The organism is Providencia sp. PROV197 (genome assembly GCF_028479625.1).
Classification (GTDB): domain Bacteria; phylum Pseudomonadota; class Gammaproteobacteria; order Enterobacterales; family Enterobacteriaceae; genus Providencia; species Providencia vermicola.
This window is the reverse complement of the sequence record NZ_JAMPNZ010000016.1, coordinates 116,631-137,204: the sequence shown is the minus strand read 5'-3', so window position 1 is coordinate 137,204 and position 20,574 is coordinate 116,631. Positions and strand designations below refer to the sequence as shown.

20 protein-coding genes are annotated in these 20,574 nt (G+C 40.7%); 6 read left to right on the top strand and 14 right to left on the bottom strand.

Going from position 1 to position 20,574, the window contains the following annotated elements; translation table 11 throughout:
• Nucleotides 1-7 precede the first annotated feature (7 nt).
• The gene (gene leuE / locus PR808_RS09410) at nt 8-652 is read right to left on the bottom strand and encodes a leucine efflux protein LeuE (RefSeq protein ID WP_206082505.1); all 645 of its coding nucleotides are present in this window, start codon (nt 650-652) and stop codon (nt 8-10) included.
• 534 nt (nt 653-1,186) lie between these two features.
• Between leuE and PR808_RS09405 the strand changes: the two genes are divergently transcribed.
• Nucleotides 1,187-1,447 (top strand): YfhL family 4Fe-4S dicluster ferredoxin, encoded by a 261-nt coding sequence (locus tag PR808_RS09405; protein WP_206082506.1) that lies wholly within the window; start codon nt 1,187-1,189, stop codon nt 1,445-1,447.
• An 83-nt stretch (nt 1,448-1,530) separates the two neighbouring features.
• Here the strand turns inward: PR808_RS09405 and acpS are convergent, their stop codons facing one another.
• From acpS to rpoE, 11 genes are all read right to left on the bottom strand, one after another.
• Complete coding sequence (gene acpS, locus PR808_RS09400; protein WP_206082507.1) at nt 1,531-1,920, bottom strand: holo-ACP synthase; 390 nt, start codon at nt 1,918-1,920, stop codon at nt 1,531-1,533.
• A complete protein-coding gene (gene pdxJ / locus PR808_RS09395; protein ID WP_206082508.1) occupies nt 1,920-2,651 on the bottom strand; it encodes a pyridoxine 5'-phosphate synthase in 732 nt (243 codons plus the stop codon). Before pdxJ ends, acpS begins: the two co-directional genes overlap by 1 nt.
• Before the next feature lie 310 nt (nt 2,652-2,961).
• The gene (recO, locus tag PR808_RS09390) at nt 2,962-3,690 is read right to left on the bottom strand and encodes a DNA repair protein RecO (protein WP_272539181.1); all 729 of its coding nucleotides are present in this window, start codon (nt 3,688-3,690) and stop codon (nt 2,962-2,964) included.
• An 11-nt stretch (nt 3,691-3,701) separates the two neighbouring features.
• Nucleotides 3,702-4,610 (bottom strand): GTPase Era, encoded by a 909-nt coding sequence (era, locus tag PR808_RS09385; protein WP_206082510.1) that lies wholly within the window; start codon nt 4,608-4,610, stop codon nt 3,702-3,704.
• Nucleotides 4,607-5,287, bottom strand: a complete 681-nt coding sequence (gene rnc / locus PR808_RS09380; protein ID WP_206082511.1) for a ribonuclease III — start codon at nt 5,285-5,287, stop codon at nt 4,607-4,609. The genes era and rnc overlap by 4 nt, the downstream gene beginning before the upstream one ends.
• Nucleotides 5,288-5,591: 304 nt before the next feature.
• On the bottom strand, nt 5,592-6,557 hold the full coding sequence (gene lepB, locus PR808_RS09375) for a signal peptidase I (RefSeq protein WP_206082512.1): 966 nt from the start codon (nt 6,555-6,557) through the stop codon (nt 5,592-5,594).
• 17 nt (nt 6,558-6,574) lie between these two features.
• The gene (gene lepA / locus PR808_RS09370) at nt 6,575-8,371 is read right to left on the bottom strand and encodes a translation elongation factor 4 (RefSeq protein WP_206083009.1); all 1,797 of its coding nucleotides are present in this window, start codon (nt 8,369-8,371) and stop codon (nt 6,575-6,577) included.
• 385 nt (nt 8,372-8,756) lie between these two features.
• Nucleotides 8,757-9,221, bottom strand: coding sequence for a SoxR-reducing system protein RseC (gene rseC, locus PR808_RS09365; RefSeq protein WP_225819051.1), 465 nt, complete (start codon nt 9,219-9,221; stop codon nt 8,757-8,759).
• Nucleotides 9,222-9,224: 3 nt separating this feature from the next.
• Nucleotides 9,225-10,175: a sigma-E factor regulatory protein RseB gene (rseB, locus tag PR808_RS09360; RefSeq protein ID WP_206082515.1), complete on the bottom strand. Its 951-nt coding sequence runs from the start codon at nt 10,173-10,175 to the stop codon at nt 9,225-9,227.
• Nucleotides 10,175-10,798 carry an anti-sigma-E factor RseA gene (gene rseA / locus PR808_RS09355; protein ID WP_272539180.1) on the bottom strand — a complete coding sequence of 208 codons (624 nt, stop codon included), beginning with the start codon at nt 10,796-10,798 and terminating at the stop codon, nt 10,175-10,177. Before rseA ends, rseB begins: the two co-directional genes overlap by 1 nt.
• A gap of 59 nt (nt 10,799-10,857) precedes the next feature.
• Nucleotides 10,858-11,436 carry an RNA polymerase sigma factor RpoE gene (gene rpoE / locus PR808_RS09350; RefSeq protein ID WP_206082517.1) on the bottom strand — a complete coding sequence of 193 codons (579 nt, stop codon included), beginning with the start codon at nt 11,434-11,436 and terminating at the stop codon, nt 10,858-10,860.
• Between the two features lie 394 nt (nt 11,437-11,830).
• Here rpoE and nadB point away from each other — a divergent pair, with 394 nt between their 5' ends.
• Nucleotides 11,831-13,426 carry an L-aspartate oxidase gene (nadB, locus tag PR808_RS09345; protein ID WP_206082518.1) on the top strand — a complete coding sequence of 532 codons (1,596 nt, stop codon included), beginning with the start codon at nt 11,831-11,833 and terminating at the stop codon, nt 13,424-13,426.
• Nucleotides 13,427-13,462: 36 nt separating this feature from the next.
• Here nadB and trmN read toward each other — a convergent pair whose 3' ends face one another.
• On the bottom strand, nt 13,463-14,197 hold the full coding sequence (gene trmN, locus PR808_RS09340) for a tRNA(1)(Val) (adenine(37)-N(6))-methyltransferase TrmN (RefSeq protein WP_272539179.1): 735 nt from the start codon (nt 14,195-14,197) through the stop codon (nt 13,463-13,465).
• A gap of 155 nt (nt 14,198-14,352) precedes the next feature.
• On the opposite strand from trmN, the gene PR808_RS09335 reads away from it, so the two are divergent.
• The 4 genes from PR808_RS09335 to srmB all read left to right on the top strand — a co-directional run bounded on the left by PR808_RS09335 (nt 14,353) and on the right by srmB (nt 19,020).
• Nucleotides 14,353-15,084, top strand: a complete 732-nt coding sequence (locus tag PR808_RS09335) for an IclR family transcriptional regulator (RefSeq protein WP_206082520.1) — start codon at nt 14,353-14,355, stop codon at nt 15,082-15,084.
• Nucleotides 15,085-15,086: 2 nt separating this feature from the next.
• A complete protein-coding gene (gene hutG / locus PR808_RS09330; protein WP_272539178.1) occupies nt 15,087-16,004 on the top strand; it encodes a formimidoylglutamase in 918 nt (305 codons plus the stop codon).
• 289 nt (nt 16,005-16,293) lie between these two features.
• Nucleotides 16,294-17,499, top strand: coding sequence for a sodium/glutamate symporter (gene gltS / locus PR808_RS09325; RefSeq protein ID WP_206082522.1), 1,206 nt, complete (start codon nt 16,294-16,296; stop codon nt 17,497-17,499).
• A gap of 180 nt (nt 17,500-17,679) precedes the next feature.
• Nucleotides 17,680-19,020 (top strand): ATP-dependent RNA helicase SrmB, encoded by a 1,341-nt coding sequence (srmB, locus tag PR808_RS09320; RefSeq protein WP_206082523.1) that lies wholly within the window; start codon nt 17,680-17,682, stop codon nt 19,018-19,020.
• A 31-nt stretch (nt 19,021-19,051) separates the two neighbouring features.
• On the opposite strand, the gene PR808_RS09315 is transcribed toward srmB, so the two are convergent.
• Nucleotides 19,052-20,497 (bottom strand): ankyrin repeat domain-containing protein, encoded by a 1,446-nt coding sequence (locus PR808_RS09315; protein ID WP_272539177.1) that lies wholly within the window; start codon nt 20,495-20,497, stop codon nt 19,052-19,054.
• Nucleotides 20,498-20,574: the final 77 nt, after the last annotated feature.

The following is a 20,574-nucleotide window of genomic DNA, read 5'->3' as shown; positions in this document are numbered from 1 at the left end:
CGACAAACTAATTGCTCAATGCCAGTTTCGCTGCAAAGCCCATAAAGAAGGCCCCAACAGTGCAATTACCCAATTTTGCGAGAATTTTTTTCTCACGTAAAAATTTAGCAATCAAATAGCCACTAAAAATCAGTATGCTTAAATATAAAAAGCTGACTAACTCTAAGATTGTCGCCAGAACAAGGTATGGTACCCACGCATTCGCGTAGTTAAAATCAACAAACTGAATAAAAAACGAAATATAAAATAAAATCGCTTTTGGATTCGTAAGACTTAACGCTAAAGCGCGAACAAAATGGTTTTCTGACTTGACTGTCACCGCAACCTCTTCTCCCTCAACCTGTGGCTTGCGCTTTAATGTACCGTATAAGATTTTACAACCGAGATATAAAAGGTAAGCCGCACCAAGATAGCGAACAATCATAAAAAGGGTTGGAGATGCTTTAATCACAGATGCGACGCCGATAAAAGATAAAAAAACCAATATGGCATCACCTGTAAAAACGCCTAGTGCAGCTCGATAGCCATACCGAGCACCACTGGAAGTACTCGTTTTGAGTACATAAATCGAATTAGGCCCTGGTACAATAATAATGAAGACCAATCCAGCAAGATAAGTCCAGAAATTAAGAACCCCGAGAGTTTCAAACATGTTTGCATCCCTTTATATTTTTTATTATTACTACCATAGATTTCGTTATTTGTGAACACTATCATTATTTTGGTTTAAATATTAAAAACAATAGGTTATGTCACTCTCAAAAGGATCCGACTTGAATTTCGTTAACCACAGAGTTTATAAAATGAAATTTCTTTCAAAATAGATAATTATACAAAAAAAATTTTTTGATGATTTATCAACCTCAGAAACTAGATTAGTGCAATGCTTTATAACATCACTCTATCTGTAGTCTCTTGTTATCATGATATTAATCATGGATAAAAATGAGTACTGGTGTAATTTATTCGACTCCACAGCTCAGGGCGTTTAAAATAGTTTTATAACGACAGAATCTAGATACACTCACTGATACATATGTTATATGTAAAGTGCAGTGCTTCTATATTACAACCTTTTGTTTTTCAATACGAAATATAACTTAAGTAAAACCCAAACTGGAAGTAACGAATAGGTGCAAGATATAAGTTACTGATTTTTAACTTAATTGAATGCAAGTTATTATAAATGGCACTGTTAATTACCAAAAAATGTATCAATTGCGATATGTGTGAACCCGAATGCCCTAATGATGCAATTTTTATGGGCGCTGAAATTTATGAAATTGACTCAAGCTTATGCACAGAGTGCGTTGGCCACTATGACAAACCGACTTGCCAGTCTGTTTGCCCTATTACTAACACCATTATTACTGACCCTAACCACATAGAAACTGAAGAACAGTTGTGGGATAAATTTGTCGCTATCCATCACGCAGATAAAATCTAACTTTAATTCCACTCACGATAACTTTATTTATAAAGCCGCCAGATATGACTGGCAGCTTTATATTCAGCCTATCAGAAGCAAATTCAATCACTAAGGCGTTCAATAATCACGGTAGCTGACGCATAATGCCGTTCATCCGTTATTGAAACGTGGAAACGGGTTGCATTTAAGCTTTCAGCCAACTTTAATGCTTCCCCCTTTAAATTCAGCAATGGTTTACCCAGCTCATCATTCGTCACTTCAAACTGATTAAATGCTAGACCATTACGGATGCCCGTTCCCAAGGCTTTAGCTGCCGCTTCTTTAACTGCGAATCGTTTCGCCAAAAAACGAGCAGGCTTTGCTTGCTGCTGGTATTGCAAGAACTCTTTCTCAGTCAGAATTCGCTTGGCTAAGCTGTCGCCTGTACGTTCAATAACAGATTCAATACGCGTTATTTCAACGATATCTGTTCCTAGCCCAACAATTGCCATTATTTACGCGCTTCTAATAAGATTTTTTTCATATCAGCAACCGCTTGTGCGAGCCCGCTAAACAATGCACGCCCAATAATTGCATGGCCAATGTTTAACTCATAAATTTCAGGTAATTGTGCAATACGTTGAACATTATGGTAAGTCAAACCATGCCCTGCATTCACCTTGATACCTTTACCTGCCGCGTAAGTGACGCCATCACGGATACGGCGAAACTCTAACTCTTGTTCCTGTTCCGTTTTTGCATCCGCATATGCTCCAGTGTGGATCTCAATAAATGGCGCCCCACATTCCTGAGCAGCATCAATTTGTGTGTGGTCAGCATCAATAAATAGAGATACTAAAATACCGGCTTCAGTTAAGCGCTTCACTGCATCTGCCACTTTTTGCTTTTGACCTGCAACATCCAAACCACCTTCAGTGGTCACTTCTTCGCGCTTTTCAGGAACAAGACAACAAAATGCAGGTTTAATACGGCAAGCAATATCAACCATTTCATCCGTTACTGCCATTTCAAGGTTCATACGCGTTTGTATTGTTTTGTTGAGTAGCTCAACATCTCTATCCGTAATATGACGGCGGTCTTCACGTAAATGTACTGTGATGCCGTCTGCACCTGCTTGTTCAGCAACAAATGCGGCCTGCACAGGGTCAGGGTATTGCGTCCCTCGTGCATTTCTGACTGTCGCAATATGATCAATATTAACGCCTAATAAAAGCTCTGCCATTTTATACTCCCTTCAATAAACGGTAACGGATACTTCAATGCCACTATCCTACTGTAATTTTCAAAGTTCAGGGAATAAATCTTGTATCATTCGAGGCAAATTCCAAAACAACAACGCTATTACATATGAAGGATAAAATTTTTGCGAAGCGCTTCGTAAACTTTATGATGAGGCCCCAAACTTAGTGGTTTAACACCATAAAATGAGGTACAACCAATACAGAGCTGAAAAAGATAAGTTAGAAAGAGATAAAAAGAGGAATAAAACAAAACATAGCAGTTAATACATAAATAAAATCAATAATGAATTATTAGCTTGGTTTGTTCGCAGGGGTAGGTGATACGACAAATTGCCTAAACAACTCTCTACTTTTTAATGGCTTGCCACCTAAATAAGGTTTTAACGCCATACGAGTGAAACGCTTTGCAGCCTTTAGGGTGTCAGCATCAGGGAAATCACGGCTTGCAAGTGCTTTTAATTGTTTACCCGTAAAACTAAGTTGGTCAACAATTAAACTGCCTATAAAGCCTTTTTCCTCACGGTAGCGATAAGTCATTGTGTCAGAAACAGGCTCCCCACTGCCTGCGCAATGTAAGAAATCCACGCCATAACCAAGGTAGGATAATAGCGCTAATTCAAACTGGCGCAAGGCAAATTCAGGGGTACGCTCGCTTGCGGCAAGGACTTGCAAACAAGAAAGGTAATCAAAAAATAACGCGGAGTATGGCGTCCCAAACTCAATCACACGAGCCGTGAGTTCATTAAGGTACAGACCACTATAAAGAACAGTACCACTTAGAGGAAGTGCTAACGAAACAGGGTCTGCACTAATCAAGGTTTTAATTTCACCTTTGCCACTCCAACGGATTAGCAAAGGTGTGAAAGGCTGTAAACAGCCTCTTAAAGGGGAGCGATTGCGGCGAGCACCTTTAGCCAGTAAGCGAATTTTCCCTTCACCTTCAGTAAAGAAGTCAAGTAATAAACTTGTTTCACTGTAAGGCCTTGAATGGAGCACAAATGCGCGTTGCCAACCACTCACTCCGCCACCTACTATTTTAGATCGTCAACATAACCCAGACTGCGTAATGCTCTTTCATCATCCGCCCAGCCTGATTTAACTTTGACCCAAAGCTCAAGGTGAACTTTGTTATCAAACATGCGTTCCATGTCGATACGCGCTTCCGTACCAATAGTTTTCAGTTTGCTACCTTTGTTACCAATGACCATTTTTTTCTGGCCTTCACGTTCAACAAGAATTAAACCATTGATATGGTAAATACCTGTTTCGGTTACTTTAAATTGTTCAATTTCAACGGTAACAGAATAAGGTAACTCATCGCCCAAAAAGCGCATCAGCTTTTCACGGATCATTTCTGACGCCATAAAACGTTGAGAACGATCTGTAATATAGTCTTCAGGGAAATGATGTGTTGCTTCAGGGATATGTTGCTTCACAATTTTAGCGATTGTATCCACGCCAGTACCTTTTTCAGCACTGATTGGCACAACATCTAAAAAATTCATTTTTTGGCTGATCATGCCAATATGTGGCAATAAAACCGTCTTATCGGTCACGTTATCAATCTTATTGATTGCTAAAATGACAGGGCAACGTAAGCTTGATAGCTTAGTTAGAACCATTTCATCATCAGCGGTCCAGTTGGTACCTTCAACGACAAAAATGACCAGTTCAACATCACCAATAGAACTTGATGCTGCACGGTTCATTAAGCGGTTAATTGCACGTTTTTCTTCAATATGTAACCCTGGGGTATCAACATAGATAATTTGGTAATTATCTTCTGTGTGGATCCCCATAATACGATGGCGAGTCGTCTGTGGCTTTCTCGAGGTGATCGAGACTTTTTGCCCCAGTAATTGATTTAATAATGTCGATTTACCGACATTCGGCCGTCCAACTATGGCAACGAAACCACAGTGGGATTGTAATTCACTCATTCAAGCTCCAAAATTTTCAATGCTTGCTCTGCTGCGGCTTGCTCTGCTTTACGACGACTTGAACCAACACCATGGATGGGTTGTTCGATGCCACTTACTTGGCAGTGGATCGTAAACTCCTGATCATGAGCCTCACCTTTTACTTGAACAACTAAATAGTTCGGTAATGGTAAGTGACGCCCTTGCAGATATTCTTGTAACCGTGTTTTCGGGTCTTTTTGTTTATCACCCGGACTAATTTCAATTAATCGGCTTTGATACCAATCTAAAATAATTCTTTCAATCGTTTGGATATCGCTGTCTAAGAAAATGCCACCTATCAGTGCTTCCACTGTATCTGCAAGAATTGATTCTCGACGAAATCCACCACTTTTTAACTCACCTGGACCTAAGCGTAAGCACTCACCCAGTTCAAACTCACGGGCAATTTCTGCCAATGTATTTCCACGAACAAGTGTTGCCCGCATCCGGCTCATATCCCCCTCATCCACTTTAGGAAAACGGTGATACAGGTCATTTGCAATCACAAAACTTAAGATTGAATCCCCTAAAAACTCTAGGCGTTCATTATGTTTACTGCTGGCACTTCTGTGAGTTAAAGCTTGAATCAACAAATCATGTTGTTTGAATTGATAACCAAGCTTACGTTGTAATCTTTCTACTAAAGAGGGGTTCATGTGCGCCCAACCATTTTTATTTGATAAAAAAAGCACACGCAACAGACCTGTAAAATAATGTATTTTACAAAACTGTTGCGTTTGCACTGACTCCTTACCTACCCACATTTTTTGTAGCTCAGTAGAACTAATGAGATAAATATTATTAGTTACAGTGAGTTACAAAAGAAAGGAGTTATAATTGGGGAGCCAATAATATTAATTAAATTATATTGTACACTGGGTAAAATAATAATGCTTCGGTTAATGCGGATTTTCAAATGAAAACCCGCACCTTCACTGTTGGCTTATCCAATCAATGAAATTATAGTGGACCAATTCGACTAAAGCGAATGCCTGTTGGCCATTCGTTTTCTTGCTTATCGAGGCTTAACCAAATAAACACGGCGCGACCCACTAAATTTTGCTCAGGAACAAAACCCCACATACGGCTGTCAGAGCTATTGTCCCGATTATCACCCATCATAAAATATTGTTTTTCAGGAACAATCCACTCATTTAATGGCATTCCTGGTTGCAAGTATTTTGCTTCAGTGACGGCTTGGCGAATAATTAGAATTTGATGTTCAACTGTATCGAGTTTTTCGCTACGCTCATATTGACGCAATGCATTACGTGGCAACTCTTGATCTAATGGAACTTCATAATTCCCTTTTTGACTATCAACAACAGAGGCTACATCAAAAAACATTGTCCATTCGCTTGGGGCTAATGGCCCGTAAGTAATCGGCAAATTTTCTGTGCATTTGTTATCCGCACAATTTGGATAAATCGTCAGTTCCTTGGCATCTGGATTATAAACAATTTTATCACCTGGCAAACCTATTACACGTTTAACAAAATCGACATTTGTGTCACGAGGGTATTTAAATACTGCAATATCACCGCGTTTTGGTTTACCTGTTTCGATCAGTGTCGTTTGTGTAATAGGGTCTTTTAAACCGTATGCAAATTTCTCAACCAACATGAAGTCACCAACTAATAACGTTGGCATCATTGACCCTGATGGAATTTGAAACGGCTCATAAATAAATGACCGTACAATCAGTACAATAGCTAACACAGGGAAAATTGATGTCCCTGTTTCTAGCCATGAAGGGCGGCGGACAGCATTCGCCACATCCGCTTCGCTCACTGCACCATTTGTTGCATCCTGTAACTGCTTCAGTTTTGCTTTACGCGCAGGCGCAAATTTAAACTTATCTAAACACCATATAATCCCAGTGATTAAAGTTGCCAGTGTTAGGATCAAGGCAAAGGTGTTAGCCATTGAGACTCCTTGTAAACTTAGTTGTCTTTACCAACATGCAATATAGCAAGGAACGCTTCTTGTGGTAGCTCAACGTTACCCACTTGTTTCATACGTTTCTTACCATCCTTTTGCTTCTGCAACAGTTTCTTCTTACGGCTAACGTCACCGCCATAACATTTGGCAAGTACGTTTTTACGCAGCTGTTTAACTGTAGAACGAGCAATAATATGGTTACCAATCGCGGCCTGGATAGCAATATCAAACTGCTGGCGTGGGATCAGTTCTTTCATTTTCTCGACTAATTCACGACCACGATATTGTGAGTTTGCGCGGTGTGTAATCAATGCTAATGCATCAACACGTTCGTTGTTGATAAGCACATCAACCCTAACCATGTCTGACGGCTGAAAACGCTTAAATGCATAATCCAATGACGCATAACCACGAGATGTTGATTTCAAACGGTCGAAGAAATCCAGTACGACTTCAGACATAGGAATGTCATATGTCAACGAAACTTGATTACCATGATAGACCATATTGGTTTGAACGCCACGTTTCTCAATACAAAGTGTAATCACGTTACCTAAGTATTCTTTAGGCATTAACATGTGGCATTCTGCAATTGGCTCACGCAGTTCTTCAATATTGTTTAATGCTGGCAGCTTTGATGGGCTATCCACATAAACAATCTCACCGTTGGTTTGTTGAACTTCATATACAACCGTTGGTGCTGTAGTGATCAGGTCAAGATCGTATTCACGTTCTAAACGTTCTTGAATGATTTCCATATGCAATAAGCCAAGGAAACCACAACGGAAACCGAAACCTAAAGCAGTCGATGTTTCAGGCTCATAGAATAGAGAGGCATCGTTTAAGCTAAGTTTACCTAGCGCATCACGGAAACCTTCATAGTCATCGGAACTGACAGGGAATAAACCCGCATAAACCTGTGGTTTTACTTTTTTAAAGCCTGGTAGTGCTTTTTCCGCAGGATTACGAGCGCCCGTTAAGGTATCCCCTACTGGCGCACCTGTGATGTCTTTAATTGCGCAGACTAACCAGCCTACTTCGCCACAACTAAGTACATCACGGTCGATTTGTTTAGGTGTGAAAATACCAAGGCGATCAGCGTTATACACCTGCCCTGTACTCATGACTTTAATTTTATCGCCTTTTTTCAGTGACCCGTTTTTAATACGGATCAACGAAACAACGCCTAAATAGTTATCAAACCAAGAGTCAATAATCAGTGCTTGTAATGGGGCATCCACATCACCAACTGGTGGTGGGATCTCCTTAACAAGGCGTTCAATCACATCCTGAACACCAATGCCCGTTTTTGCAGAACAGCGAACGGCATCGTGGGCGTCAAGGCCTACAATGTCTTCAATTTCATCAGCAACTCGCTCTGGGTCTGCCGCTGGCAAGTCAATCTTGTTTAAAACAGGAACGACTTCTAAATCCATTTCAATCGCTGTATAGCAGTTAGCTAATGTTTGAGCTTCAACACCTTGCCCTGCATCGACAACTAACAGTGCCCCTTCACACGCCGCAAGAGAACGCGAAACTTCATAAGAGAAGTCAACGTGGCCTGGTGTGTCGATAAAGTTTAATTGGTAAGTTTCACCGTCAGAGGCTTTATAATCGAGCGTAACGCTCTGTGCTTTGATGGTAATTCCACGCTCACGTTCCAGATCCATTGAATCTAAAACCTGCGCTGCCATTTCGCGATCCGTTAAACCACCACAAATCTGAATAATACGATCAGATAACGTGGATTTGCCATGGTCGATATGAGCAATGATAGAAAAGTTTCTTATATTATTGATTTTCAAGGTAATATCTTCTTTTAAATTGCCTTACAAAATCAGTTTTGTGCAAATATCGCGACAAAACTAAAATGCTATGATTATCACAAGATTGTTAATTAGCTGCATTTTACATATAAGACCCCGCTAACACAAAGATTCAATGTAAAACAACTGTAAACTTGCTAAAGGTTAATAAGTTAGAGCACTAATTTAGCGCTAATTTAACCCTCTAAATACTCATTTATTACGAATAATAACAAGCCTATTTTGATTTTTATCTCAAAAGAGACTGAAAAATCAATTAATTGATTATTTAAACCAATAAACTACAAAAGGAAAACATCACGTTTTCCCCTTTTTTATCATGGTATCAAATAATGAATTGAATACAATCTATTGATATTTAGCAGTTAACCTGTACTGAAAGTTCGGAAGGTGGTAAACCTATTTGCAAGACGACAGGCTGAAATGCGTCATCATCACGCCAATGAGAAGCTAATTTCCGTGCAGTATAAAAACCAACCACACCCCCTACTACACCAGAAGTCGCTACCAAAAATTGGCTAAAATCAAACGATTGAGCTAACCCAGCAAAAATAAACAACCCTAAAATTGGAGTTAAGTACACCAGCATAGCCGAACGAATTAAACTCCCTTCGGGAATACCAACCTCGATTTTTTGTCCTACGACTAAAGGTTGTTCAATAGCAATTTCTAATTCATGTTCCGTGTTTGGCCCTATTTTGCTGAGTGCATAAGAGCCACACGTTTTACGAGCACCGCAACTTCCACATCCTGATGAAGAGCCATAACGCAGTAGTGCCCTTCCGTTTTGCCAACGAATGACAGTTGCCCACTCTTTTACCATAACCTACTCCCGAAACTGAACACTACCTGCGATAACTTGTGCCGTTGGCAAAGGTAATTCGCCAATTACTGTAATGACATTTTGCTTTTGTGTCATAGTATAAATTGAACGACGCCCATTTTGCATTGGTTGATCTAACAACGGGCCTTTCACCGATTTTGTCACATTCACTGAGAAGGTAAATAACCCATCGCTGAACATTGCACTTTCCACAACGTCATCTTCACTTAATTTACGTACAGAACGCGATGTTTCTTCAAAGCCTGGAGGAAGCATCCCCACTTGCCATTTGAAGGATGGTGCCGTATTTTTCGGATATACCAATAACGGCGGCATATTTACCTTACTCAATGCAAGTAATGAATCATTAACTGTTTTACTATCTAGCACTGTAGAGATAACCCGAAATTGCTCTAACGTTTGGCTGTTATTATCCAACAAATCAATACGTAGCGGCAGTTTCGTTTCCTCATCGATTAATAGTACATAATTAAATCGGGAATTGTCTTTCGATATTATGCGGATCACCAAAGCAGGTCGATCACCAATATGTGTGCGCCCCGCATCAATAAAATTGTAGTAAGGCTTTATCTGTTCATAATTTGTAAATAAAACAGAAGGTAAATTATCAACGATATTTTGACCATTCAAACTAAACGCATCGAAGCCTGGCTCAAAGTAACTAATCCTATCACCTTTTTGAACAATCTCTCGGCGTGATGAATCCATCTGAATCATTTGTGAAACAGGAATACCGTCAATAATTGCGTGGCGATATCTTACAGGTGTAATTGTTTGAGGGCTGAATGTCATAAATGACATTTCATAAGAAAGGTTTTGGGCAGCATTCCCCATTTCTTTAAAAAGGACATCGGCACCCTGTTCAGATGCCGAAGCTTGATTAGAAATAATCAGGCTGCCCGTCAGGCAGATGACGGATAACCATTTTTTCATTATTTCAGCTTAACTCCTGCCGCAGATGCAGGTTGTTCAGATTGTTGATATTGCTGGTTCAACATCGAGCGTCTTTCAATTTCATATTGTTGCAGCATCGCATTAATACGTTGATTTTGTTGTTCAACCTGTTGAAGTTGTTGTTCATTACCAAATAATTGGTTATCTGAAATATTCAGGCTTACAGGCGCACCACTTCCAACAGGAATGGTATTAAACATTGGCTCATCAACGGTGGAATCAACAGCATTACTTTGGTTGTACTGCTGTACCCCCACAATAACGGCTAACGAAACACATGCTGCAACACCAATTTGAGTTATTTGGCTCGCCCAAGGACGGATTTTACCCCAGAATGGGAAAGCACCCCAAGTCGCAGGTTCAGGCTGCGATTCGACAACTACCTGAGGATTAATACGCACAGCTTCATTCTCTAATGCTGCCGCAACGTTACTTGCAATATCAAAATGTATGACATCGCCAGTATCATTACGTAGAGTATCACGAATAAGATGATAGCTCTCCCAACGTTGCTTTAACGTTGAATCACATGAAATGGCATTTACAAGCTCTAAATCTAGAGCTTCGCCATCCATCATTGCGGAAAGTTTCTCTCTTTGCATGCCCAATTACCTTCAGTTAATTGCATCACAATTATAATTAATCTGCTGATTTAATAGCGTTAGTGCTGTTGAATCAGAGGTTGTACTTTATTATCAATCGCTTCCCTTGCCCTAAAAATACGGGAACGTACAGTACCTACTGGGCAATCCATAATTTCAGCGATTTCTTCATAGCTCAAACCATCAAGTTCACGAAGTGTGATTGCCATTCGTAAGTCTTCAGGCAAGGATTCGATGGTTTTGAAAACAACTTTCTTTAATTCTTCAGACAACATTAAGTTCTCTGGGTTCGAAATTTCTTTTAAAGCACCAGCGGTTTCAAAGTTTTCAGCATCACTCGCTTCAAGATCTGACGCAGGAGGGCGTCTATCTTGTGCGACTAAATAATTTTTAGCCGTATTGACCGCAATACGATAAAGCCAAGTATAAAATGCGCTGTCACCACGAAACGAACCGATAGCACGATACGCTTTTATAAATGATTCTTGTGCTACATCAGGCACATCCGCTTGCGGCACATAACGGGATACTAAACTTGCAACTTTGTGCTGGTATTTAATTACCAGTAAGTTGAAAGCTTGTTGATCGCCTTTTTGTACCTTTTCAACCAATAATTGGTCTGTTAATTGCTCGCTCATTTCGGGAAGCATCTCCCGAACTCAGGCTGATAATATGTTGACTTGTTCATGTTCTCCCATCCTAAAGCAAGCACTACTTTGAGTTATAGAAACCATTGAAGTTCAATTTAATCTAAAAAAATAGTCAAAAATTTACAAAAGTGCTGGATTTTCATTTTCTAAGATCCCAAAGATCCTTATTAAAACAGTTGCATACAAATACCTTAAAGGTCAAGAACACAGCATACGGATTTTGCAAATGAATGCTATAGCTATCACATTTATTCGATGCGAATAAGTAAATAGACCTGGGTCAAAATAGTGACTGTAAACATCTATCCAGCAATAGTAATCGACAATCTGATAGGCTAACATAAAAAAACACACTACATACTATTATATACAGCAAACACTCATGAACGGATCCACACAGCATTACACTGATATTTTAATCATTGGCAGTGGTGTCGCAGGGCTATCCGCCGCCTTACGCCTTGCTCCTTTCCACCAAGTGACTATTTTGAGTAAAAGCAGCTTGAGTGAAGGCGCTTCTTATTATGCTCAAGGTGGTATTGCCGCCGTATTTGATGATACCGACAGCATCGAATCCCACGTTGAAGATACCCTCATTGCTGGGGCTGGCATTTGTCATAAAGGTGCGGTTGAATTTATCGCCTCTAATGCAAAAGAATGCGTGCAGTGGCTTATTGACCAAGGTGTTTTATTCGATACTGAAATCACAGAAAGTGGCGAGACTCAGTACCACTTAACGCGAGAAGGTGGTCACAGCCATCGTCGCATACTTCACCATGCTGATGCGACAGGAAAAGAAGTTGAAACTACGCTTGTTGACCTCGCTTTTGCTCACCCAAATATCCATATAAAAGAACGCTATAATGCTGTTGACTTAATTCTATCCGAAGACAAGGCACCCTCACGTATTTTGGGTGCTTACGTTTGGAATCGGAAAAAAGAGCAAGTTGAAACGATCCGCGCCAAAACCGTTATTTTAGCCACAGGTGGCGCGGCAAAAGTCTATCAATATACCACTAACCCCGATATTTCGTCAGGGGATGGCATTGCAATGGCATGGCGGGCAGGTTGCCGTGTTGCTAACTTAGAATTCAACCAATTTCACCCCACTTGCTTATTCCACCCACAAGCACGAAACTTTTTACTTACCGAAGCATTACGGGGTGAAGGTGCGTATTTAAAACGCCCTGATGGCAGCCGCTTTATGCCTGATTATGACGAACGAGAAGAACTTGCACCTCGTGATATTGTTGCACGAGCCATTGACCACGAAATGAAACGTCTTGGCGCAGACTGTATGTACCTTGATATCAGCCATAAGCCAACAGATTTTGTGCAACATCATTTCCCAACTATTTATGCCAAATTAATGACGTTAGGGTTAGATATCACCAAAGAGCCTATTCCTATCGTGCCCGCGGCACATTATACCTGTGGCGGGGTGATTGTCGATCAAACAGGTATGACTGATATTGCTCACTTATATGCCATTGGTGAGGTTAGTTATACTGGCCTACACGGAGCGAACCGTATGGCATCTAATTCATTGTTAGAATGCCTTGTATATGGCTGGTCAGCCGCAGAAAACATCAAATCGACACTGCAAAATATTGGTGAAGTACCACATTTACCTGAATGGGATGAAAGCCGAGTACATAACTCCGATGAACAAGTTGTAATCCAACATAACTGGCATGAATTACGTTTATTTATGTGGGACTACATGGGGATTGTGAGAACCACTAAGCGCCTCGAACGGGCACTCCGACGTATTCATTTATTACAGCAAGAAATTCATGACTATTATGCTAACTTCCGTATTTCCAATAACTTACTAGAGTTACGAAACCTTGTACAAGTCGCGGAGCTAATGGTGCGATGCGCATTGGCGCGCAAAGAAAGCCGTGGGCTACACTACACATTAGACTATCCAGATATGTTAGAAAATTCAGGTCCAACTGTCCTGAAACCTGAATAAAGCCACGAAACCAACGGAATAACTGTTCCGTTGGTTTTAATATTTAAGGTAAAACGGCTGGATCAATGCGCGAAAATCCTCAGTATACTCACCGCTCTGTGCTTTTAGAGCTAAATTGCTTACCTGAGTGTGAGAGTTCACTAATCGCAAACCCAATAACATACGGTGAAATGGTGTTGTTGGTTTGTCACTAACATTGACTCTCAACGCCGTAAACCACCCCCTACTTTCAGCCATTGCTTGCACTTTCTCACCAACTTCATACGGTAGCACTAAACAAAATAACCCATTTTCCGTTAAACAACGCTGGGCACATTCTAATAGTACGTCATGGGTTAGTGCGCTTGTGTAGCGAGCTTGGTCACGTTGCTCATCTCGACACGCCACCGCAGGCTCAAAATAAGGCGGATTGCTTACAATCAAATCATATTGAGTGGGTGAATGCTGACTATAGTGAATAATATCCTGATTGATGATATGTAACCGTTTCGCCCAAGGTGACTCCACAAAATTACATTGAGCTTGCTGCGCTGCTTGAACATCCAATTCAACAGCATCAATTTGTGCATTTTGTTGTCGCTGTGCCAACATTAGCGCGACTAACCCACTCCCACTACCGATATCCAATGCAAATTGAACATGACCAATAGGTGCCCATGCCCCTAATAATACGCCATCAGTGCCCACTTTCATTGCACATTGGTCATGGGCCACAAAAAACTGTTTAAATGTAAACCCACCTTTTCGGTAGTTTTTTTTCTGATTGCTCATCCACACACTCTACTTACCTGAAGCTGACCATTTTCTCATATTGAGCAAATAAAAGTCATCGTTTAACCTATTCGCTACAATATAATTCTTATAATATGAGAATTATATTTGAGGCACAAAAAGTTTACTGCTAAGTTCGAAAAAAAGGAGATGCGATGAACAGCATTAATAGAACCTTAGATGTCTTGTCCTACATCACGAGTTGCGCATCCCCAGTGACGCCACAGGTTATCTCAACGGCACTGGATATTCCATTATCAACGGTTTATCGCTTACTGACAATTCTCATAGAATGGGAATTTGTGTCTCATGCAAAGCAGTATGGTACTTATTGTGTCGGCTCGCAGAGTATCAAAAATCACGAAAAATACTATCACCACAGCTTATTGATGGAAGCCACAAAATCAGAGCTTCAATCATTAGCGAAAAAAACACGAGAAACCGCAGCGATTATCACCTCAAACCTGCGAGAAACGATTTGTGTAGACATGATAGAAAGCGAACAAGCCCTACGTTGCTCATTTATCATTGGCCGCGGTAATACCCTAATCAAAGGGGCCAGTGCCAAAACATTGTTAGCTTTTCATCAAACACAATACCAAGAACACGTGTTTGAGATACATGCAAAACAGCTTATTTCTGACGTAGATAAGCTGAAATTACAACAAGACTTACAGCAGATCCGCAAACAAGGCTACGGCACATCAACCAGTGAGATTGATGAGGGGGTCTTTGGCGTTTCCGCCCCGATTTTTAAAGGAAATGATGTACTGGCCGTCGTCTCCGTTATGGCCCCTGAATTTCGCTCAACTCACCGTGTTGACGAGTTAATTATGCATACACGTCAAGCGGCAGATAACATCACTAAATTGATTAATTTGGAGTAACTATGACACAACCTTTCCAATGGCAAGGGCGCACGGATGGTGAAACACAAGAACATTTGCGTATTCATCAAGTGATTAACAAAGTATCACCCGCACAATTTACGTTGATAGGCTTTGCCTCTGATGAGGGCGTAAGACGCAATAAAGGCCGACAAGGGGCTAAAGCAGGGCCTGATGCTATTCGTCGCCAACTTGCTGGGTTACCTATCCACCAACCGCTAGCCATTAAAGATCTAGGAACCGTAAGTTGTGATGATGGTGATCTTGAATCTGCACAACGCCGCTTATCCGACAAAATTATTGAAAGTTTAACTGCAAATGAGCGCCCGATTATATTAGGTGGTGGCCATGAAGTGGCCTTTGCTAGCTTTCAAGGGTTATTTGATTATGTCGAACAAAATCAATCAGGAAAAACGATTGGGATCATCAATTTTGATGCCCATTTTGATTTACGTGAAGCCCCTGAAGCGACTTCTGGCACGCCTTTTTTACAATCTGCGCAGTTATGTCAGAAGCACCAGCGTCCTTTCCACTACTTGTGTTTAGGTATCGCTGATCATGGCAACACCAAGGTATTATTTGATACTGCAGACCGATTAGGCTGCCAATACCTTCGTGATAAACAGCTAAGCTTTTCGCAACTTCCACAAGCTGTTAAACAACTTCAAGCATTCATTGATGGCGTTGATTATTTGTATGTCACTGTGGATTTAGATGTATTCTCTGCCGCTATTGCCCCTGGTGTCAGCGCCCCTGCACCTAAAGGTATCTCTACCGAAACATTTGATGAACTTTTTACCGTTATTAAAGGCAGCAAAAAAATCGCCCTCTTCGATATTGCGGAGTGCAACCCTGAATTTGATATTGACAACCATACCGCCAAGCTTGCGGCTTATTTGATTTACCAATATTTATTCTAATAAAACAACACAACAATTCGACTGATAAATAAACTGTTCGCTTCAATCTGTTGAGATAGCTTCTATTCGAATACCACAATAAAAATAGGTTCGAAAAAATATCAACTTAGCTGTAACTCGCTAAATTATAATGTTTTTCATCATAAATATTTTAACTATTAGATTTCGAGTTACAGCTAGGCGGCTAACGAAGATAGCTGTAGGAGCATACAAAAGTATGTGACTACAGTAGCTGAGTGCGGCCAACAACGCTGTAGCTTGAAAGATAACAGTTAAAAAAGGGAAACTTATGATTCTACACCTAGACGCACTATCCACCTTATTCCTTACCGTCATCTGCCTCCTCATGGGCATCCACTTAAAAAAACGCATTGAGTGGTTACAACGATTTTGTATTCCATCTCCTGTCATTGGCGGATTTTTAGTGAGTTTAATCATTTGGGGACTGAAATCGTTCAACCTCGCTGAAATAAATTTTGATACCAGTTTACAAACCTTCTTGATGGTCGCATTTTTCACCACAATAGGTATTGATGGCAGTTTCCGAATTCTCAAAACAGGTGGTCGCTTATTATTTATGTACCTGTTTATTTGCTGGTTTGTGGTGATTTTCCAAGATACCTTTGGGGCAGGGTTAGCGCATCTATTAGGCATCGAACCTGTCATTGGTATTATGGCTGGGGGGGTATCACTCACGGGTGGCCATGGCGGAGCTGCTGCCTTTGGCGGTATGGCTGAAGGACTTGGCGTACAATCAGCGACAGTTGCCGCGATCGCTGCCGCCACCTTTGGGTTAATTACGGGAAGCTTATTGGGAGGCCCAATCGCTACCTATTTGATTAAAAAATTCAATGTCCGTATTCAAGCAGACGAAAAAGTTGAAAAAATTCAAGTTCCTGAAACTATTGCAGGGAAAATTGAGTCTATCGATGCACATGCTTTCTTGAAAATGCTTGCCTTGATCTTAGGGATCATGGTCATTGGTCAATTTGCCTCTGCGCAATTCACTAAAGCCACTGGTTTTTCACTACCGAGCTACGTTGGCGCGATGATCATTGCAATTGTCATCCGTAATATTAATGATCAGGTCGAATTGTTCCGCATCAACCAAAAATCTATCGATCTTATTTCTGAAGTGTCCCTCGGTCTTTTCTTAACTATGGCCATGATGTCACTGAAGATTTGGGAATTAAAGGCTGTGGCTCTTCCGCTCTTCACCATTTTATTGGCGCAAGTTGTCGTTTTAATTCTGCTCGTCGTATTTGTTATTTTTAGGTTGTTAGGGAAAAACTATGATGCCGCGGTAATGTGTGCAGGTTTGATGGGACATGGCTTAGGCGCGACACCAAATGCGATGGCGAATATGTCATCCGTTTGTGAACGTTACAAACAAGTTTCCATGAAAGCGTTTATGATTGTGCCATTAAGTGGCGCAGTACTCATCGACTTAGTGGGTATTCCATACCATACTTGGCTGATTAATATGCTTAGCTAATAAATATCTTGTCCAGGAGAGTTTCGGCTCTCCTGAATTCTTTTGTCATTTCGCTAACTTTTCCTCGAGTTATCGCTCCCTGTCTAACCTGAAAACAGTTACACTTGTGAAAAGCGGATTTTTTCAGGTGAACAATTTTGCTAACCTGTTTATAATCAGCGCCCCAAATAGAGGTATATAATGACTGCATCCACTTTTTCTGAACTTGATCTTGATGAAAGCCTAATTGACGCGCTGTCAGATAAAGGCTATCAACGTCCCACTGCTATCCAAGCTGCGGCTATTCCAGCTGCAATGGATGGTCGTGATGTGTTAGGTTCAGCACCAACAGGGACAGGTAAAACAGCGGCATTCCTACTGCCAGCAATTCAACATTTACTTGATTTCCCAAGAAAAAAATCAGGGCCACCACGCGTTCTGATTGTCACGCCTACCCGTGAATTAGCTATGCAGGTTGCTGACCAAGCAAAAGAATTATGCGCACATAATCACCTAGACATTGCAACAATCACAGGTGGTGTTGCTTATATGAACCACGCTGAAATTTTCAGCGAAAACCAAGATATCGTTGTCGCCACAACAGGTCGCTTATTACAGTACATTAAAGAAGAAAACTTTGACTGCCGCGCGGTTGAGATTTTGATCCTAGATGAAGCTGACCGTATGTTAGATATGGGGTTTGCAAACGACATTGAAACTATTGCAGGCGAAACGCGCTGGCGCAAACAAACCATGCTATTTTCAGCGACGCTTGAAGGTGAAGCCATCCGTGACTTTGCAGAGCGCTTGCTAGAAGATCCCGTTGAAATTGATGCGGATCCATCTCGTCGTGAACGTAAAAAAATTCAGCAATTTCATTACCGTGCGGATACCGTTGAACACAAAACTGCACTACTATGCCACTTACTGAAACAAGAAGAAGTGACAAAAGCGATTGTGTTCGTACGCAAACGTGAACGCTTACGCGAGCTTGTTCAGTGGCTACGTGAAGCAGGTATTGAGCCTTGTTATCTGGAAGGTGAAATGCCTCAAGCGAAACGTAACGAAGCGGTACGTCGCCTTGTCGACGGGCAAGTTAAAGTCCTTGTTGCGACGGATGTAGCATCACGGGGTTTAGACATCGATAACGTCAGTCATGTTTTTAACTTCGACTTACCAAGAACTGCTGACGTTTACTTACATCGCATAGGCCGTACCGGCCGTGCAGGTCGCAAAGGTACGGCAATTTCCTTAGTTGAAGCACATGACTTCCCGTTACTAGGTAAAATTACACGCTACATTGAAGACCCTATTAAAGTGCGTGTTATAGATGCCTTGCGCCCAACAACAAAAGCGCCATCTGAAGCGATGTTAAATAAGCCAAAACCATCGAAGAAAGTGCTGGCAAAGCGCAAAGAGAAAAAGAAAGAAGAACAAACGAAGAAAAAAGAAAAAGTACGCCATCGCGATAAGAAAAATATAGGGAAACGTCGTACTCCAGTCAGTCCAACAGCATCAGCGATTAGCGATAAAAACCAATAATCACTCAAACGGGTTTCGGCCCGTTTTTTATTTAATTCATCATATGAATGATTTTTTCTCGCATTTTTTTCCCTTCTTGCGTTAATGCATCATATTTAATGATATGATTATTAATGATATCTTTGCAATCAAAACCTTGGTTGTTTTTTGCCCGCCAATCAGCCCCATTGACTAACAACAATTCAGCAACATCCAAAGCATGACTATTTAAAGCATCATGGAGTGGTGTATTTCCTAAATTATCTTTTATATCAACCATTAAACCATTATCTAACAATATTTTAGACTGCATCACTCGGCCACTTTGAGCCGCTAAATGTAAAATACTTTTTTGCTGGATGAGTTGTGTATTTTTAATGGCTTGCCCATACTGTGAATCGAGTAGAATTTGCATAAACTGCCCATTCATAGCCCGCGCTGATTGATTCGCTAAAAAATCAAGGTCACATGCTTTATTGTGACATTCTAAAAGATTCGAAAACTCAACAACATTGCCTTTTTTAATGGCACTTTTACAACTTTCTTGCCAATTAATTTTTTGTTGCTCTTCGATTATCGGGAACACTTTTAGCGGGAGCTCGACGGCTTTATCATATTCCCCAGTAATCGCATTCCAATTATTCCACGGTTTATGTTTACACATCACCTTAATAATTTTAACCATCGTATGTGCAATAAAACTTCTTGTTAATAACCGGTGTGGTAACCAATTTTTCCAAGAACTCTGTTCGCTATAAGCCATTTTAATACGCGTTCCCAGCGCTGAAGGGATAGGTAAAGTATTTTGTAGAGAATCAAGCCAGTCATATTGCACAGTATAAAATCGTATCAGCCCTTCGTTCGCCATTCGTTCCGCAACATCATAATCAAGCCCGATCTTATTTACCGTATTCCTTGCCAGCCCTGCGGGGCTAAACACAACTGCAGGGCTATGGCTCGCCAATGCGGCAATTGACGCAAGGCCACCACCTAATGAGTGCCCCGTACAAATCAGATTTCCTCTTACTGCATTAAATAAAATATTTGTCAAACCAACAGATTGATAATACTGAGGTTCATACTGCCCTAAGCCTTGACGGATGTTGGCATAAAAATCCACAATATCGTTTGAGCCTGCAAAACAGAGAATATATAAATCATTATATCGGCATATATTGGCTTGAAATCCTGATGTCACATCACCAAGTAACTCCGCATCAATACCTAATGCATTAAGTTGAGTGGTATTTAATCTCTCTACACCTAACATCTGTTGCCAATCTGTATGGTAAGCCCCATACGATAACATGGCTAAAACAAAGTCTTTTTTTTGTGCATCTTGGCCAAAAAAGTGTTCTTTTATCGTATTTTTTGGCCAATGTTCTCTTTCACATAATGAAATATCTAAACTGCGATTTTGTAAATAAATGTCTAAGCCTTCTCTAGCAAGAGAAAGGCCATCCACTGAACTAAGTGTTGGTTGTATTGAAAAAGGCATAAATTCTCCCTAACAAATGCGTATGTTGGAAGAGTATTGGAAGCTAAATAGCGGTGAAGAGAAATAATCAACTTTAT

What these genes read in the sequence shown, in the direction of transcription:
- srmB (WP_206082523.1), top strand. Translation starts at nt 17,680, where the DNA reads ATGACTGCATCCACTTTTTCTGAACTTGATCTTGATGAAAGCCTAATT.
- hutG (WP_272539178.1), top strand. Translation starts at nt 15,087, where the DNA reads ATGACACAACCTTTCCAATGGCAAGGGCGCACGGATGGTGAAACACAA.
- nadB (WP_206082518.1), top strand. Translation starts at nt 11,831, where the DNA reads ATGAACGGATCCACACAGCATTACACTGATATTTTAATCATTGGCAGT.
- rseB (WP_206082515.1), bottom strand. Translation starts at nt 10,175, where the DNA reads ATGAAAAAATGGTTATCCGTCATCTGCCTGACGGGCAGCCTGATTATT.
- trmN (WP_272539179.1), bottom strand. Translation starts at nt 14,197, where the DNA reads ATGAGCAATCAGAAAAAAAACTACCGAAAAGGTGGGTTTACATTTAAA.
- rpoE (WP_206082517.1), bottom strand. Translation starts at nt 11,436, where the DNA reads ATGAGCGAGCAATTAACAGACCAATTATTGGTTGAAAAGGTACAAAAA.
- PR808_RS09315 (WP_272539177.1), bottom strand. Translation starts at nt 20,497, where the DNA reads ATGCCTTTTTCAATACAACCAACACTTAGTTCAGTGGATGGCCTTTCT.
- era (WP_206082510.1), bottom strand. Translation starts at nt 4,610, where the DNA reads ATGAGTGAATTACAATCCCACTGTGGTTTCGTTGCCATAGTTGGACGG.
- rseC (WP_225819051.1), bottom strand. Translation starts at nt 9,221, where the DNA reads ATGGTAAAAGAGTGGGCAACTGTCATTCGTTGGCAAAACGGAAGGGCA.
- lepB (WP_206082512.1), bottom strand. Translation starts at nt 6,557, where the DNA reads ATGGCTAACACCTTTGCCTTGATCCTAACACTGGCAACTTTAATCACT.
- PR808_RS09405 (WP_206082506.1), top strand. Translation starts at nt 1,187, where the DNA reads ATGGCACTGTTAATTACCAAAAAATGTATCAATTGCGATATGTGTGAA.
- rnc (WP_206082511.1), bottom strand. Translation starts at nt 5,287, where the DNA reads ATGAACCCCTCTTTAGTAGAAAGATTACAACGTAAGCTTGGTTATCAA.
- PR808_RS09335 (WP_206082520.1), top strand. Translation starts at nt 14,353, where the DNA reads ATGAACAGCATTAATAGAACCTTAGATGTCTTGTCCTACATCACGAGT.
- leuE (WP_206082505.1), bottom strand. Translation starts at nt 652, where the DNA reads ATGTTTGAAACTCTCGGGGTTCTTAATTTCTGGACTTATCTTGCTGGA.
- acpS (WP_206082507.1), bottom strand. Translation starts at nt 1,920, where the DNA reads ATGGCAATTGTTGGGCTAGGAACAGATATCGTTGAAATAACGCGTATT.
- gltS (WP_206082522.1), top strand. Translation starts at nt 16,294, where the DNA reads ATGATTCTACACCTAGACGCACTATCCACCTTATTCCTTACCGTCATC.
- rseA (WP_272539180.1), bottom strand. Translation starts at nt 10,798, where the DNA reads ATGCAAAGAGAGAAACTTTCCGCAATGATGGATGGCGAAGCTCTAGAT.
- pdxJ (WP_206082508.1), bottom strand. Translation starts at nt 2,651, where the DNA reads ATGGCAGAGCTTTTATTAGGCGTTAATATTGATCATATTGCGACAGTC.